11 protein-coding genes and 1 pseudogene are annotated in these 16,788 nt (G+C 50.5%); 3 read left to right on the top strand and 9 right to left on the bottom strand.

Annotated elements, in window-relative coordinates; genetic code table 11:
* The first annotated feature begins 107 nt into the window (after window positions 1-107).
* Window positions 108-1,973 (top strand): YaaW family protein, encoded by a 1,866-nt coding sequence (locus tag FEK46_RS18585; protein WP_130209794.1) that lies wholly within the window; start codon window positions 108-110, stop codon window positions 1,971-1,973.
* 153 nt (window positions 1,974-2,126) lie between these two features.
* Here the strand turns inward: FEK46_RS18585 and FEK46_RS18580 are convergent, their stop codons facing one another.
* The 7 genes and pseudogenes from FEK46_RS18580 to FEK46_RS18555 form a co-directional block, all read right to left on the bottom strand.
* Window positions 2,127-3,509, bottom strand: a complete 1,383-nt coding sequence (locus FEK46_RS18580) for an amidohydrolase family protein (protein WP_135560042.1) — start codon at window positions 3,507-3,509, stop codon at window positions 2,127-2,129.
* 9 nt (window positions 3,510-3,518) lie between these two features.
* Window positions 3,519-4,469, bottom strand: coding sequence for a carbamate kinase family protein (locus FEK46_RS18575; protein ID WP_000661631.1), 951 nt, complete (start codon window positions 4,467-4,469; stop codon window positions 3,519-3,521).
* 49 nt (window positions 4,470-4,518) lie between these two features.
* Window positions 4,519-4,779 (bottom strand): annotated as a pseudogene (locus tag FEK46_RS23955) (hypothetical protein); the annotation flags it as partial.
* A 35-nt stretch (window positions 4,780-4,814) separates the two neighbouring features.
* Window positions 4,815-6,233: a DUF1116 domain-containing protein gene (locus FEK46_RS18570; RefSeq protein WP_000083461.1), complete on the bottom strand. Its 1,419-nt coding sequence runs from the start codon at window positions 6,231-6,233 to the stop codon at window positions 4,815-4,817.
* Complete coding sequence (gene fdrA, locus FEK46_RS18565; protein WP_131161599.1) at window positions 6,233-7,780, bottom strand: acyl-CoA synthetase FdrA; 1,548 nt, start codon at window positions 7,778-7,780, stop codon at window positions 6,233-6,235. Before fdrA ends, FEK46_RS18570 begins: the two co-directional genes overlap by 1 nt.
* Window positions 7,770-8,633, bottom strand: coding sequence for a DUF2877 domain-containing protein (locus FEK46_RS18560; RefSeq protein WP_130261247.1), 864 nt, complete (start codon window positions 8,631-8,633; stop codon window positions 7,770-7,772). The genes fdrA and FEK46_RS18560 overlap by 11 nt, the downstream gene beginning before the upstream one ends.
* Before the next feature lie 39 nt (window positions 8,634-8,672).
* Window positions 8,673-9,278, bottom strand: coding sequence for an ankyrin repeat domain-containing protein (locus FEK46_RS18555; RefSeq protein WP_130209782.1), 606 nt, complete (start codon window positions 9,276-9,278; stop codon window positions 8,673-8,675).
* 257 nt (window positions 9,279-9,535) lie between these two features.
* Here FEK46_RS18555 and FEK46_RS18550 point away from each other — a divergent pair, with 257 nt between their 5' ends.
* Window positions 9,536-10,033, top strand: coding sequence for a DUF1097 domain-containing protein (locus tag FEK46_RS18550; RefSeq protein ID WP_135560044.1), 498 nt, complete (start codon window positions 9,536-9,538; stop codon window positions 10,031-10,033).
* Window positions 10,034-10,124: 91 nt separating this feature from the next.
* Window positions 10,125-11,057: a LysR substrate-binding domain-containing protein gene (locus tag FEK46_RS18545; protein WP_135494354.1), complete on the top strand. Its 933-nt coding sequence runs from the start codon at window positions 10,125-10,127 to the stop codon at window positions 11,055-11,057.
* Between the two features lie 41 nt (window positions 11,058-11,098).
* On the opposite strand, the gene FEK46_RS18540 is transcribed toward FEK46_RS18545, so the two are convergent.
* Complete coding sequence (locus FEK46_RS18540) at window positions 11,099-12,187, bottom strand: EAL domain-containing protein (RefSeq protein WP_135490848.1); 1,089 nt, start codon at window positions 12,185-12,187, stop codon at window positions 11,099-11,101.
* Between the two features lie 139 nt (window positions 12,188-12,326).
* The gene (locus tag FEK46_RS18535; RefSeq protein WP_135560045.1) at window positions 12,327-16,310 is read right to left on the bottom strand and encodes an autotransporter outer membrane beta-barrel domain-containing protein; all 3,984 of its coding nucleotides are present in this window, start codon (window positions 16,308-16,310) and stop codon (window positions 12,327-12,329) included.
* Window positions 16,311-16,788: the final 478 nt, after the last annotated feature.

Below are 16,788 nucleotides of genomic sequence, written 5' to 3'. Positions count from 1 at the left end.
AAAGATTGGGGATTTTATTTTTTTCACCGCCAGACTTACGTATGAAACTTTTTCGTAGGGCGCGCTGCTTCTAATAACGTCCAGTCACTATTCAACGAGACAATTAAATGAGTGAGATTGACATTAAGGGCGACGAAACGCTGGTTGCTCTGCTACTGAACGCCGACAAAAACGATATCGATCTGCTGATTGATTACATTACCCCAGACGGAAAATTTAATTTTTCCCAGTCTGACCGCGTTAAAAAGGCCTTGCGCGATGGTAAAAATAGCGAAGCTGTTGATGAGGAAACATTGCGTTTGCTGATTCGCGAACTGCAACATTTTGGCGGTAACACCGTAATGAATCTGTTCCGACGCAATGGCGTTAGCTATAGCGAAATTGTTGACGATGTCGCCAGCCATCTGAAAATTAAAGTCGCGAAAAATGCCCCGGTAAAAGAAAAAGAATCACTGATTATCGATGCCGTTTTCGCGTCATCCTGGAACAAAATGTCAGATGACGATCGCCGTCAGCTTCTCCGTGATATGGGAATTAACACCAGTATTAGCCTGGATAAGTTGTCACGTATGGAGCTGCCACTTTTGCAACGTGCGGCAATGGTAGCAAGCGGTCTGGCGCAGATCGCCACGGGGAAGGCACTCCCGCTAATTGCGGGTCTGGGGATAGGTCGCGTGTTGGGCGTTCTCACCGGTCCTGTCGGGTTAGCCCTCACCGGTTTATATACCGCTTATGATATTTCCAACCCGGCGTTCCGAATCACCTTGCCCTGTGTAGTGCAAATTGCCTGGATTCGCTTAAAAAATTCCCGCCATCACCGTCTGAGCGAATCGGTATCATCAACGGCAATGTCAACCGCAAACTATGACAATCGCTGGGTGTTTGAAAATGAAAAGTCGCAGCACGTTTTAACTGTATCGTCTATCGCTTTAAATGAAATTACCCACCCCGACACTCTGGTACGGCATGACATTACTGAAATTTCACGGTTAGGCCCACTCTTACAGACGCTTCCTTCGCTCGCCACCGCCGCCCATATCGCCAGTCATCACTATATGGAAGTCATTATTGATGGCGCACTGGCGAAAGTGAAAGATAGCTCGGGATATCGTGGCTTCAGTCTCGGGGAAAAAGGAATTAAAGCGCACGCAGTTTTGCTGAACCCTGACAAACTGAATCAATTAGTCAACGCCAGCATATTACTGAATGTCGCTTCGGCGATACTGGCACAAAAACATCTGGCAGATATCAGCAATAAACTGACGCAGATAATTGAAAGTATTCGGGAGATTTCTGCGTTCCAGAACAATGCCCGCAAATCTGAAATTGTCGGCGCTATTCAGTATTTACAGCAAATCACGCCTGTCGTCATTGAGGGGCAATCTTCGCCAGAAATACGGCAAATACTTGAAGCTATCGAAAAGGATTTTTCAACACTCCAGGATCATCTGCTGACGGATATTGCCTTTGCTGGCGAGAAGGTAGCCTCTATAAATGACGGCAGTTTTTTCAGTAGCGCAACCATCACCAGTAAAATTCAGGCGCAACAAAAAATTATTGAAGAACGGACGATGGAGTGGGATTTAGCGATGAGAGTACGCGGGCAAGCATTACATCTGGTCAGCCATAGTGAGGGTCAGACGATGCTGGTAGAACGCCGTCAGCAGGCTATAGAACATCATTATGCGCAGTTCGATACGGTTATCAGCAAGGTAGAAAAACAATTACAGTCACGAATTGATAGCATCGGCGCCGTAGCGGAACAGGCGAATACCACCAGCGCCAATAAAGTCATTTTGCGAAAATGGAGCAGTAACCGCTTAATGCCGCAAAAAGTCGCAATTAAGGAAGCCCGCATGGCGTTCGACCAATTCCAGCAAAATATGCTGGACAAGCCGTTGCAGACCAGCCGCATGTTGGTGGAAATGAAAGACGGTAAACCGGTGAAGTGTTATGCGTTGCCGGATGCTTAAGGCAGCTCGTAAGGTTTACTGTGTGGTTAGCGGTGCCACACACAATGTCTCCGGCTCAGGAGAATCAAGGCCAACAACCCCATATCCAAGCAGCCCCACTCCCTGGGGCTTAAATCTCTTACTATTCACCGTTGCAGACATATCAAATGCGTATCAACCTGCCACACTCCCCCACACCAGTTGTCCTTTATGGAACGTTGCCGTTCTCGGCGAAATACGCGCCACCGCCTCGGCGGAACAGGAGGCGTCCACCAGCACAAAGCTGGCGTCATCCTGCGCTTTTGGCCACACACGCTCGCCTTTTTCATTCAGCGGCAATACGTCTCCAGTGGCTAAAAACAGCGAACGGGAGAGGTTCTGTTCGTTAGGACGAATATAGAGCTGCGCGTAGAGATTGGCTTTTTCCAGCATGTCGCCCAGGCCGTAAGGCGACCAGTGGTCGATAACACTGTCGGTGCCGGTCATCACTTTTACACCTTTGTCGTGTAGCTGTTTGAGCGGCATATGCAACGTGCCAATCGGCACCGTCGAGGCGATAGAAATTTGCTGCGCCACCATCCGGTTCGCCAGTTCATCTACCTGCTGCTCGTTGAGCGTTGCCAGCGCAAAGGCATGGCTGATGGTCAGTTTGCCTTTCAGCTGTGGCGTTTTCTCCACCGTTTCAACCATATAATTGATGGCTGCCACGCCTGCCGGAGTGGTTTCGTGCAGGTGAATATCGACGCCTTTGTCGTAGTCCAGCGCAATCTGGAACATGGTGTCGAGAGATTTTTCCATCGCGCCATCAACACTGGTTGGGTCCAGCCCACCGACGTAATGCGCCCCTGCCTGCATCGCTTCGCGCATTAAGGGTTCCGATTTTGACAGCAGCAAACCGTGCTGCGGGAAGGCGACAATTTCACACTCGAAGCCCGCCTGACGTCGCGCCAGCACCGCCTGCAAATTTTGCAGATTTTTCAGGCCGGAAACCGGTTCGATATTGCAGTGGCTGCGGGCAATGGTAGTGCCTTTCGACTGCAATAAATCGATCAGTTTTTCCGCCCGTTCCTGAGTGTACGGTTGCAGCTCCGGCAGCATTTTCTGCTCGAGTTTGATCATGTCCTGGATGGTGGTGCCTGCCGGGCGATTAAGCGAGCGCCACGGCCCGCCGTAAAAGGTTTTGTCGAGATGAATATGCATGTCGCGGGTGGTGGGCAGCATCAGCTTACCGCCAGCGTCATAGTGCGGCAGCGTGGCGTCCGGATGCTGCTTGTTCTCGCGCAGGGCAACAATTTTGCCGTCCTGAATCTCTACGGTCTGGCGTGCCGTGCGGGTCTGCACCGCCACACCGTTTTCGTAGTCAAAACCGGTTTCCAGCAGCACGTTGTCGAGATAGTAGTGCGGGTCAGTGATTTTCATGGTGTTGTTCGCTTCGCAGTTTGTAGTGCCAGGAACCGCCGCATGGGCGAGCGGCACAGACGTACCAAACAGCGCAGCGGCGGTGACCATCTTACCGCTCTGGCTCAGAAACTCACGGCGGCTATTGCTTTCTTTCATCTTACGTCCTTACGTTTTAATAATATGGGTGCCCGTTTCGCCACGCAGCGCCGCAGGCAGGCATTCCGGCGTGGTGATAATCACTTCTTTGCCGCCCTGTTCCAGGAATGTCAGGCTGGCGATGATTTTTGGCAACATGCTGCCGGGCGGGAAATGCCCTTCCTGCATATAGCGGGTCATGGTGGCAATATCTACGCGATCCAGCGCCTGCTGCTGCGGCTTGCCAAAGTGAATACACACTTTTTCCACGCCGGTGGTGATCACCAGAATGTCGGCGTGAATTTCGCGAGCCAGTAGCGCGGTAGAGAGATCTTTGTCGATAACCGCGTCCACGCTTTGGTAATCCCCTGCTTCGCTGCGCACCACCGGAATTCCGCCGCCGCCCGCGCCAATTACCACAAAGCCTTGTTGGATCAGCGCCTTAATGGCAGGTGCTTCGACAATACGTTTCGGTTCCGGCGAGGCGACAACGCGGCGATAGCCGCGTCCGGCATCTTCAACAAAACGCCAGTCAGGGTTTGCCTTTTGTAGTTCGTCACGCTGGCTTTCACTGAAGAATGCACCGATGGGCTTGGTGGGATGAGCAAAACCCGGATCGTTTTTATCCACTTCCACCTGAGTCACCACGGTGACGGCTTTTTTCTCGCCGTGACGCGCCAGTCGGTTGTTCAGCGCCTGTTGGATCAGATAGCCAATGCCGCCTTGCGTATCCGCCACACAGTTCGCCAGCGGCGTTAAGGGCAGCCCTTCGCGCTCGTGGGCAATCTCCGCACGGCGTAAATCCAGCCCGACCTGCGGCCCGTTACCGTGGGTCAGCACAATGTCGTAATCGGAAGCCAGCATTTCCAGCACCGTATCGGCGACGGCTTTCACCGCCTCCGCCTGATGCTCAATCGACTGGCTGGCGTTATCTTTGATAATGCTGTTGCCACCAATGGCAACGACCACAAGTTCTTTCATGTTGTTATGTCCGCTACAGAGGGTGATGAGGTTATGACCAACGCCAGACTGCCTGATGCGCTACGCTTATCAGGCCTACAAATTCTCGTGCCATCCGTAGGCTGGATAAGGCGTTCACGCCGCATCCGGCAGTGGTGACAAATGCCTGATGCGCTACGCTTATCAGGCCTACAAATTCTCGTGCCATCCGTAGGCCGGATAAGGCGTTCACGCCGCATCCGGCAGTGGTGACAAATGCCTGATGCGACGCTCACGCGTCTTATCAGGCCTACAATTCTTGTGCCATCCGTAGGCCGGATAAGGCGTTCACGCCGCATCCGGCAGAAGCAACGCGCACTTTACAGTTCAGACGCCGTAACGTTCGCACCAGCCAAGAATGGCTTTCTCGAAGCAGGCGAATGGTGGATGCACAATGCCCGCGCCAATCATGCCGACGCCCGCATCTTTATGGGCGATGGCGGTGTTGATCACCGGCAGAATGCCACTGCTACCCACGCGGGTGATGTCGATTGCCGACGGCACGCCCATAAAACCGAGCAGCGGAATGGTGACGTTGGGGTTTTCGCCAAGGGTGATTTCGCGCATCTGACGGGAGAAATCGATAGCCTCTTCCACCGTACCGCCCACCAGCGCGACGATTGCGGGCGCGGTCGCCATAGCAAATCCGCCAATGCCGTAGGTTTCAGTGATGGCGCTGTCGCCGATATCCAGCCCCGAATCTTCCGGCTTATAACCGGCAAACATCGGGCCGATCACCTGCTGCGCTGGGCCGGTAAACCATTGCCCCGGTAATCCGCTGACCCGCAGGCCAAACTCGACGCCGTTACGCGCCATGGTGGTCACCACGGTGCTGTATTCGATGCCGTGCGCCGCATCCATCGCCGCTTTACACATCGCCATCCACGTCGGGCCGGAGAAGTAGTCGCTGCTGGCAACAAACTCAAACACTTCACGCTGTTGTTCCACGGAATAACCTGCCTGAATAATCCCCGGCGTCAGCGCCTGAATCAGTAGCGTCGTCCCGGCGTTATTGCGGTTATGACACTCATCGCCCATATGCAGCGCTTGCGCCAACATTAAGCGCAGATCGATCTCGCCGATAATTTTCATGGCGTCGCGCAGCATTGGCCCCTGCACATCGCGCATCCAGTTGAGGCGGTCAATCACGCTCTGGTCGTTAGCGCCCATGCGCAATATCTTCGCCATCTGCTCGCTCATGTTGGTGTAAGCGATGTTGCCGTAGGTTTTGTTTTTTACGATGTGCATAAACATCGAGGCCGAGGTGACGCCCGCCATCGATCCCACGCAGTCATGCTCGTGGCACGGCGAGAAGGTGATCTCCCCGGAAGCCGCCAGTTCAGCCGCCTCGTCGAGATCTTTCGCCAGCCCTTCGAACACCAGCGCTCCGGTGACCGCGCCTTTCATCGCGCCGCACATTTTTTCCCAGGTAACCGGCGGCCCGGCGTGAAGAATGGTTTTCGGCGTCATGCCCGGTACCACGTTAATCGCCTGATCAAAACCTATCAGCACCGGATGCGACTGGATAATGCGCTCCAGCGCCTGCTGGTTAGCGGCGGCGATTTTGTCCGCCAGCGGTGAATCGGCAATGTTGTCCAGCGCCTGCACCACCTGCATATTGCCCTGCCCCGGCGGCGTCCAGTCGAGTTGGGTCACTTCTACATGCTGCTTTTTCAGGTCATCGCTAAACATGGCGATACCGACGTTAATAACGTTCAACGGTTGGCTAAACAGTGACTGGCTCATCAGGCTTCCTCCCCTTTGCAGATAAATTCACGCGCCAGCAATCCGGTATTGGTGCTGCTGCTGGCCAGAATCACTCCGGCATCAAGCAGCATCTGGCTTTGTTGTTCTAATGATGGCGTATCGAGATCGGTGCCCAGCACATAAGCGAGAATGATCAACTCACGGCCTTCGGCAGCGGCGATCGCTTTCGCTTCTTTGATCGCCTCGATGGTGGAGCCAACCGGATCTTCATGCGATCCAAATCCGAGCACAAAATCCATCACGATCACCGCCACTTCTGGATCGCGCGCTTCTTCGATCAAGCGGCTGATGCGGTTGGTGGGGTCAATCATTGGATGCGGCTTGCCGTTGGTGAAGTCGTCATCGCCAAAGTCGAGGAAGGTGTGTTTGATGCTGCGGTTGATATCTTTCAGGCGGAATTCAGGATCTGGCTGAATGTTGCTGTAGACATCGCCGTGTTTTTCCATCACCGCGAACATGGTTTCGTCACACAGCGTGCCGCCGCAGAACAGGCCACGAATGTATTTCTGCTGCGGTTGCAGACGCGCACGCACATCCGCAATCAACGGCTGGTTCAGGGTATGCAGGTCGAGATGTTCCTGTTTCACGCCGGAGAGCATCACTGCTTTCAGCGCCGCTTCTTTGCTGCCGCGGGCAAACTGGAGTCCCTGCTCGTCAACCGGCGTTTCGCCACGACCGAGGAAGCAGACCACTACCGACTTGCGGCAGGCGCGCGCACGTTCCAGCACTTTGCGGGCCACCGCAGGCGCTGGCGGTTTGGAGATAAGCACAATGATTTCAGTTTGCGGATCGTTTTCCAGCATCCCGATAGCGTCGAGCATCATCAGGCCGCCGATTTTCTCGCTCAGGTCGCGCCCGCCAGTGCCAATCAGTTGCGAAACGCCGCCGCCAAATTCATGGATACGGACGCTCAGTTCCTGGCTGCCGGTGCCGGATGCGCCAACAATACCGATGTTGCCGCGACGCACGGCGTTACCAAAACAGAGAGCCGCGCCGTTGATAATCGCCGTGCCGCAGTCTGGCCCCATCATCAGCAGCCCTTTTTCGTGGGCCAGCTGCTTGAGTGCCAGTTCATCTTCAACCGAGACATTATCGGAAAACAGCATCACGTTAAGGTCGTTTTGCAGCGCCTGACGCGCTTCGCGCGCAGCAAACAGGCCGTTGACCGAAATCACTGCCAGGTTACTTTCCGGGATATGCTTTTTGGCGCTGGCAATCGTGGCGTAACGCGCCTCGTGCGAGCCACTTTGCGCTTTGGTGTTGAACAGCTCTTCAATCTCCACCAGCAACTGCTCGTTGTCCGCGCCCGCTTTGCCGTTGATGACAATCATCAGGTCGCCGTTTTTCGCCTGTTCCAGCTCCGGCGTCAGCAGCCCTAAATTTTTCAGTACGCCTTTGTTCATTTCGGTCGCCATCGCCACAAATGCCTGCTCGACGCCGTCGAGTTTATTTGCACGCGTGGAGATAGACATCAGCGAGACAGAATCAAAATAGGTATTCGGTTTAATGACTATTTTAACTGACATAATTCCCTCCGTAGGTTTGGCTCAGCGCACAACCATCGGCCATGCCATACAGCATGTCGCAGCCGGAACTGGAGCCAATATGTTTAATTTTTTCTATTGCCTGAGTTGCGTTCCCAGGGATGTCATAAATAATGTCGTGTATAAAACGATGAATATTTTCCCGGCAGCGTTGTTGTAATGCGGCTTCCAGCGTTATGGCACTTAATAACGTGGTATTATTTTTGCCGCGTTGCAGACCGAGATAAAATTCCTCTTTGTATTTTTCCGCCGGATGCCCGGATATAAATAAAATAAGCGCCAGCCCTGTTAAATAATCGTCGGCTGATGGCGTAAGGCCAATCCCTAAGCCCATCATACTGGCGACCGCTGAGGCGATATTTTGTTTATCGTTTACTGCCTGAATAACTGCCCGTCGTTTAATATGTAATTCTTTATTTAATGCCTGATAAAACGGATTATCGCCGTGATAATTAAACAGGGTTTCATTTTCCCCCAGGTGCTGATGAATAATGTCGTGCCACTGTTGCCAGGCGATAAGGTGAAAATTCAGAGCGGTCATTTGCAAGGTTGGGGACAGCCAACGCTGACATCGACTCATCTCTATATGAAGATGTTGACCAACCGTAATGCCTTGATCGTCAAACTGAACCTTATCACCATGCCGGAACAGACCATCAAAGTGAGTGAGTGCCAACCGACAACTGTTTGGCGCATTGTCGTACTCTTCACAAAGCAGCGTCAGCAACTGCTGGCGAGCCGGGAGTGCGATATTTACCGCTCTGGCAAAGACCTGTTCAACCTGTCCTTGCCCCCGCTGCGCCAGAAAATCCGCATCCGCAGTTAGCGCCCACACACACCGTCTTTCTGGTGTGTCGATAGCCAGCCTCCTGGTTTATGCGCCTGCGGCAATCAGCAACTGCGCAATCTCTTCAAAACCCCGTTCCCGCGCCAGTTCCAGCGGCGTTTTGCCGTATTTATCCGTCATGTGCGGGCTGGCACCGTGTTCCAGCAATAGCTGGACAATCGCCTGCTGTTTAATCCCGCCATCGTTAAGCACAATCGCTTCCAGTAGCGGCGTCCAGCCAACATGGTTGGTCTGGTTAACGTTAATCTCCGTATGCGCCAAAAGTTCTTTCACAATACTTAAATGGCCTTTTTCACAGGCAGGCGTCAGGCCGACACCACCGAAACGGGTGACGCAATTAAGGTCTGGTTTAGCCGGTAAAATAATTCGTAGCAGCGTTAAATCACCGTTCAGGCAGCTCATTAAAAAAGGATTTAAACATGTCAGGTCTTGTTTATTAATATCCGCCCCGGCATCAATTAATGCCTGAACGCAAGCATATTGCTGATATAAACTTGCCAGCGTAATTGCCGTTTTCCCCTGGCGATCGCAGGTATTAATATCGACACCCAGCGCAAGACAGGTTTTTACTTTATCGATATCGCCCTGTTGTGCAGCCAATAAATAGTCGGCAGGTAGATTTTTTATAGTCATTCACATTCCCCTGGTTTTTGTGGCTGTTTTCGATGAATTGAGAATAGCAACGATAATCTGATAAAAGAACCCGCTTAAATTTAATTCGCCGTATTTCGCCTTTTTGTTGAATGATGTTCAACAATCTTTTCGCAGTGTGCGGTAGTGCAATATTTGTTTCTTTGACCCGATACCCTTTCACTCAATCAGGTTTTATTTCTCTATAGTCTGCACATGTAAGCGCAGCTTTCGTCCATGTCTAACCAGAGGGGAACAAGATGAACGGACTCACTGCAACGGGTATAACCGTCGGTGTTTGTGCAGGGCTTTGGCAGTTAGTGTCTTCACATGTTGGGCTTTCTCAGGGATGGGAATTATTAGGTACGATAGGGTTCGTCGCCTTTTGCAGTTTTTATGCCGCAGGCGGCGGTAAATCGGGGTTTATCAGAAGTCTGGCGGTTAATTATTCCGGGATGGTGTGGGCGTTTTTCGCCGCGCTGGCTGCCGGTTGGCTGGCCTCGGTGAGTGGGCTGTCCGCGTTCTGGGCGAGCGTGATTACGACTGTACCCTTCTCGGCGGTGGTGGTCTGGCAAGGGCGTTTCTGGTTACTGTCATTTATTCCCGGTGGCTTTCTCGGCATGACGCTGTTTTTTGCCTGCGGGATGAACTGGACGGTAACGTTACTGGGTTTTCTGGCGGGTAACTGCGTGGGGATAATTTCAGAATATGGCGGACAAAAATTAAGCGAAGCGACGACTAAACGCGACGGGTATTAAAAGTTATTCAAAAATGATTATCTATCTTTAACCGATACCTCTACAGTCATAGCTGGAGAAATTCATAGTAGATAATGGCGGGAATGGTTTAATGAACTCAATTTTTACCGAAGAGAATCTGTTGGCATTTACTACCGCTGCGCGTTTTGGCAGCTTCAGTAAAGCGGCAGAAGAGTTGGGTTTAACCACTTCCGCCATTAGCTACACCATCAAGCGTATGGAGGCGGGGCTGGATGTGGTGCTGTTCACTCGTAACACCCGCAGCATTGAGTTAACCGAGTCCGGGCGTTATTTTTTCCGCAAAGCTACCGACCTGCTGAATGATTTTCACGCCATCAAACGCAGTATCGATACTATTTCTCAGGGCATAGAAGCGCGCGTGCGCATTTGTATTAATCAGCTACTTTATACGCCAAAACACACCGCACGCTTATTACAGGTGCTGAAAAAGCAGTTTCCTACCTGCCAGATTACCGTGACGACCGAAGTGTATAACGGCGTCTGGGATGCGATTATCAATAATCAGGCGAATATCGCCATCGGCGCGCCCGACACGCTGCTGGACGGTGGCGGTATTGATTACACTGAAATTGGCGCGATTCGCTGGGCTTTTGCCATTGCCCCGGATCACCCACTGGCCTTTATGCCAGAACCGATCGCTGAAAGTCAGTTGCGTCTTTACCCTAATATTATGGTGGAGGACACCGCGCATACGATTAATAAAAAAGTAGGTTGGTTGCTGCATGGGCAGGAGTCGATTCTGGTGCCAGATTTCAATACCAAATGTCAGTGCCAGATTTTAGGTGAAGGGATTGGTTTTTTGCCGGATTACATGGTCCGTGAGGCGATGACGCAATCCCTGCTGGTTACCCGACAAATCCATAATCCGCGCCAGGATTCGCGCATGTTACTGGCGACTCAGCATTCTGCTACGGGTCAGGTGACGCAGTGGATTAAAAAACAATTTGCGCCAAATGGCATATTAACGGGGATCTATCAGGATTTACTGCATCGGGAGAATTGATACCACTCAACCTCCCGATGCGTTGTGAATAGCGGTTTAGATCAACCACCGACTTTCATTACCCATTCAGAGATAAATTTATTACCAGGAACTGGCGGGGAGTACAAATAGCCCTGCAAAAAGTGAACGCCTTTACCGATCATTAAGTCCGCCTGTTCCTGAGTTTCCACCCCTTCAGCCACGATACTCAGACCAGGTTTACGCGCCAGTTCGACAATGTTGTCGACAATATGACCGGAGATTTCGTCCACGCTCGCCATTTGCACAAATGACTTATCGATCTTAATAAAATCGACCGGGAACGCCTGCAAGTAACGATAGGTCGCATAACCCGTACCAAAATCATCCAGCGCAAAGGTAATGTTGTGCTGATGAAGGCTATCAAATATCGCTCTGGCTTCTGGCGTTACCGGAATAGGGTTACGTTCCGTCAGCTCAAGAACCAGCTTGATTTTATCGTTACCTAATTTCTTAACCAGGTTCAGACACTCTTTTTCAAATCCCGCAGCCAAGAAACAGCCCGCCGAGACGTTGATACCAATATGGAAATTGTCCGGCAGCAAATGTTTTACCGGCATCAGAATATCCGCAGTCTGTTTCATCAACTGGCGGGTCATTATAACGATAAGACCAGATGACTCCGCCAGAGGAATAAATTGATCCGGCGGGATGATTCCCGTTTGCGGATGTTCCCAACGAACAAGCACTTCACAACCTGTCAGTACCCCTGTCTGAGCACAAAATACCGGTTGGATCCACGGTTTGAATTCATGGTTTTCCAGCGCCAGACTGATGGCTTCAGGTGTGACAATATGGTGACAACGGTTGTCAGGAAGATAAATTTTATTTTTATTTCCCGTAGCAGTGGTTACCTGCGGGTGATACTGAAAAAAGATATCCCGCCAGAAGGTAATATCACTCTGGATGCCTAATTTCTCATACAACTGCTTCTTTTGATGTGAAATTGTCTTTGCACTGCGATTTCTGTACTGTGAGATTTCTGTAACCGACATCCCCTCCATTAGCAGCTTGAGTAAAAGCCGTTCTTTTTCGGACACAATACCAGGCAACGTCAAATTAACCGTTGCGCCGAACTCTTCCAAAAAAACACTCAAATCATGCGAAGCCATTGAACACACCTTGATTAAATCTTGTGCGCCAGCTTAATCTGCTTGTCTTCACTCTGGCAGGAAAAGCTGACTGCAAGAAAATGACACAGAGAGCCGAATTGGTACCCATTCGGCTCTCTCCTTTTACTTATTATTCAGATCAGAATTGCCACTTAACGCCAATCATTGCAGAGGTGTCATTATATCCCTTATCAGCAACCTGAACGCCCACATTTCCCCAGACATTCAGGTTGGCATTTAGCTGTCCTTCAACACCCGTCTTTATCTCGGCAATATTTCGGGCGCCATCCTGAGTGACTGACACGCCATCCATGCTGGTGCTGAAATCCTTACTGTTATGCAACCAGTTCACTTCCACAAATGGCTGGAACTCGCGGGATTTACCGTCGTCCATTTTATGATGACTCTTCAGCCAGGTTTTTACACCAAGTCGAGTCTGAATGTTGCCGTCACCGCTGCTATCAACGAGAGTCCCATTGCTTTCGCGGTGCTTATCGGCTTTGACTCCCATCCAGGTAACCTGTGCTTGCGGCTGAACATACCATTCATTACGCGTTCCCTGACTGCCATTAAATTCAGCTAATTTGTGTTTGTATCCAGCTTCCAGTGAAGCGGTAAATCCTTTTGATTTATAGGATTCACTTTGTAAATCATCACCTTTCACTGTGTTATCAAACCAGCTGTACTGCGCCCAACTGTCGAGATACGCGCCATTATGCGATTCGTCATCAGCATACCAGGTGGCATACAGGCCAGTGCTATATCCATTCACACTCGCTTTTGAACGATAACCGGTTCGCGAGGAAATGGTTTTGCTGTCGCTGTTGCCATATCCCGCCATGACCCCAACATGCCAGCGGTCGCTGCCGTTTTGGCTCCACTGCGCGATATCGCCTCCCAGTTGCAGAACATAGCGATTGCTTTGGGTTTTCAGCTGGCCGCTGCCATCGCGCCATTTATTATGACCACCTTCATGGCGCATCCACATAGTGGTTTGTTTCTGCTCACCCGTCACCATGTCGGTATAGTACGTATTACCCAGACGCTCATGCAGACGCGTAGTGAACATGGTATTCGCTGCTGCAAGGTTCGCGATGTAGCTACCCGCCTCCGGTCGCAGGTCATTATCCACATTCAGATCCGGACCCGGCGTAGGTGTCGGGTTAGGGGTCGGCTCTGGATTCGGGTTTGGCTCTGGATTCGGCATCGGCTCTGGCTCCGGCTGCGGTTCAGCTGAATCACCACCACTGGTCAGATACCAGTTACCGCTGTTTGCCCCCTTACCACGCGCGAGAGTGTAGTCATATGCGCCCGCAACGATACGTCCCGCCTGAACAAATTCCCCCTCAGACTTACCATCAACATGGATAAGTTCAATACCGTTAAGCGTTTTAGCGCCTGTACCGCCAGCGTTATTCACCGTAACGGAAGTCGTGCCGCTGGTATCGCCCTCAACAACCAGTTTATCCGTCACTGAATCATCGCCATTCAGTGCCGTATTCATCACCAGTCGGCCGTTATCACTATGGTAGTTCCCCTTCACCACTAACGCGTTGCCCGCTTGCTGTCCAGACTCTCCGGTCATCAACGTACCGTTGTTGGTCAGGTTGCCGCCCAGGGTGTAATTCACAGGCACAGCCGCTCTTTTTTCAGCGCTATTATTCAATACCAGGGTGCCGTTGTTCTCAACATTTGCGCTACCCAATCCCTGTGCATGACTTACCAGAACATTAGCCGAGCTAGCAATATTCATATTAGCCGTCAGGTTGCTGTTATCGCCCGCAAGGTCCAGCGTGCCGTCCTGAATATTCAGCTCCCCGTTACCCGTTAACGAACCGGCTGAAGTCCCCCCGTTGGCAAGAGTCAGGCTCCCGCCGTTTAAGTTCAGCAGCGAATCGGCGCTCCCATTGAGCGTATCCACGGTCTGGCTGTGACCATTCATATCCAGTTCAGTCTCTGCCGCCAGACGCAGTTCACGGGTATTACCCAACACGTTATCGTTATTCAACAAGAGCGTCCCGCAGCGCAGATCGGTAATACCGGTATAGTCGTTGTCTTTGTTAGAAAGCGATACGGTCTGACCTTTCTGGCTGCTGAATGCCAGGTCACCACTGCCGGTAATCTTTGCGCTGAGATCGGCGGCATTGTCACTTTTACCGTTAGCGCTCAGCACCAGGGCATCGCTGTCGGTCGCCTGCAAATCAAGCTGCGTCAGGCCATAGCCGATATACAGGCCATCATTGTTTACCCCACTCGTCAGACGATAGTCGTAAGTGCCGACGGCCGCTGTTTGTCCATTCTGCTGAATATCACGTTGGGCGCTGCTGGAGAGAATTTGCCCATTTTTATCCTGCAATTGCAGGTTGCCCGCATCCCCCAGAACTTCCGCACCTTGCGCATCAACCAGCTTAATGGCGCTGTTACCATCATCAACTTCAGTAAGCGATAACGCGGAGTCAATATCACGAGATACTGAGCGGACAACGTCACTGTCAGAAACCTGAATCACACCCTCGCCGCGCAGATCCAGCGTTTTACTAACGTTGACCGTCCCTTCTGTCATCTGTGCACCTGCTGTCAGGGCACCAAAATCAACGGTTCCGCCGGAGAATCCCAAAGTGCTAATGGAGTGAGCGCCCTTACCCACTGTTACCAGGCTTCCCTGACCCGCAGTGATCCCGCCTTTCTGCAGAAACTCAGCATTCTTTTCCAGGTTAAATGTCGTGTTCTGGAACGCCAGTGAACCCTGGAACCAGTCTGTATAAGCAAACTCATCGAAGGAGAATTCGTGATTCCCCATGTTTATTTCAACAATGCCTCTACCTTCAAGATCGTTATCAAATACCCAATCTTTGTTGGCATTAATTTGCAATTTGCCATCAACATCCAGCTCTGCACGGCCGATGTTCTTGTCTTCAGAAATAACCGCGACAGCACCAGAAGCAACATCAATATATCCGTAGAATGTATTGTTATTGCCGGTCAACTCCACCGTCCCGCCGTCGATACTTATTGTACCGTTGCCATAGATCTTATTGGCAAAGGTCATGCTATCGTCAGCCTTCAGGTGTAATTTCCCGCGGTTGGTGATTTCTGCAGTGCCTATATTTTGGGTAATCCCCAAAGCCCCGTTTTTCTCAATCGTTACTTTGCCGCTAAAGGCGGAATTATCACCGGTTAAGTAAGTCGTACCATTGAGTGCATTGATATAGCCCAGGCCCTCGCTGCCACTGACAATATCCGCGGAAATAGTCGCGTTTTTATCCGTGTGGTTTAAGGTGATTTTCTTTTCGGATGTCTTTGCCCACACAAACTCAATTTTTTCGGCATCAATAATCCCTGCAGCCTTCGCATCATTCCCTTGCCGGGCACCTAACGCCAACTCAGAGTTAGTGCTTAAACTAATTGTCGGCGCAGAAATTTTACCACCTTCCGAAACAGCAAGTGTTGTATCGGAGACTTGATCATAATAGCCCAGGCTAATTTGCTTAGTGGCGTTAACTTCACCGCCGTTATTAACTGACAGGTACTGATTACCACCGTAACTGCCGTAAACGCCCATAAAAAAGGTTTGGGAATTTACCTGGCTGCCTTCACCACTGACATTTCCCTGCAAATAGGTCAGACGGCTGGTGCCCTTAACATGGATTTTGCCGCCGTTGGAGACGTTAAAATAGCCTCTATCGTGGGTAATATTAGAGTAAGACTCATATAAATCATCAGCATATAACTCACTGCCAGCATTGGAGACGTTCAGAAACCCCGTCCCTTTTAACAAAAAGTTAAGCGAGCCATTGATATGCACCTTCCCTCCGGTGATATCCAGTCCACCACCAGAAGCGAGAGTCAGACGTGGACGAGAAGAGTCTGTCGCATCGATTACCAGATTGGCATTGTCGGTCACTGAAATACGGTAATCAATAGTTTGGTTATCTTTACCGAATACAGCTGTGTGATCTTCACTTACAGTAACATCTTTAGACATTGCCAGAGATGAATATAAACTTATCGCGCTAATTAAAACAGCCCGGGACTTTTTTCCTTTTATTTTGCTTCCCAGTTCAGAGCAGACGCTCCAACAGTTACGGGACCTGTTCCACTTTAGCCGATATATTTTATTCATCACAATCTCCAGCAATACATCCAAATAAAACCAAGATTGCATAAACAGCAACGCATAAAATGCCATCCCGGTTGCTGCTCATGGCATATATAAATTCAAAAAAATCGCATAACATTGATAACCACATACCTGGGTATGCAGTTCAGAGAGTAATAATAGATTAACTTACTACCGGACACCTATTTCAAATTAACAATCTTAACTTTACCCTTACATTAGCACCCAGTCTCAAACATATGCGCATTATATGTATCTGAAAGCTCAAATCAACTCAAAATATAAACAAGAAGCAGGCATTACACCCATAATATATAACCAACGAAAGTGATAACTCTAATTAGGTATTTAAATATAAGAATTGTCTTATTAAGAAATATATATGCGCATAAGGCTGAATCCATTCAGCTTTCATTCATATAAAATCGTTAATTAATAGAATATAAGATTTACAAGTGACTAAGAGGAATTACAAGATATG

The sequence above is a fragment of the Escherichia sp. E4736 genome (genome assembly GCF_005781225.1).
Lineage (GTDB): Bacteria > Pseudomonadota > Gammaproteobacteria > Enterobacterales > Enterobacteriaceae > Escherichia.
The sequence above is the reverse complement of the archived record's forward strand: the minus strand, read 5'-3'. Positions and strand labels throughout refer to the sequence as shown.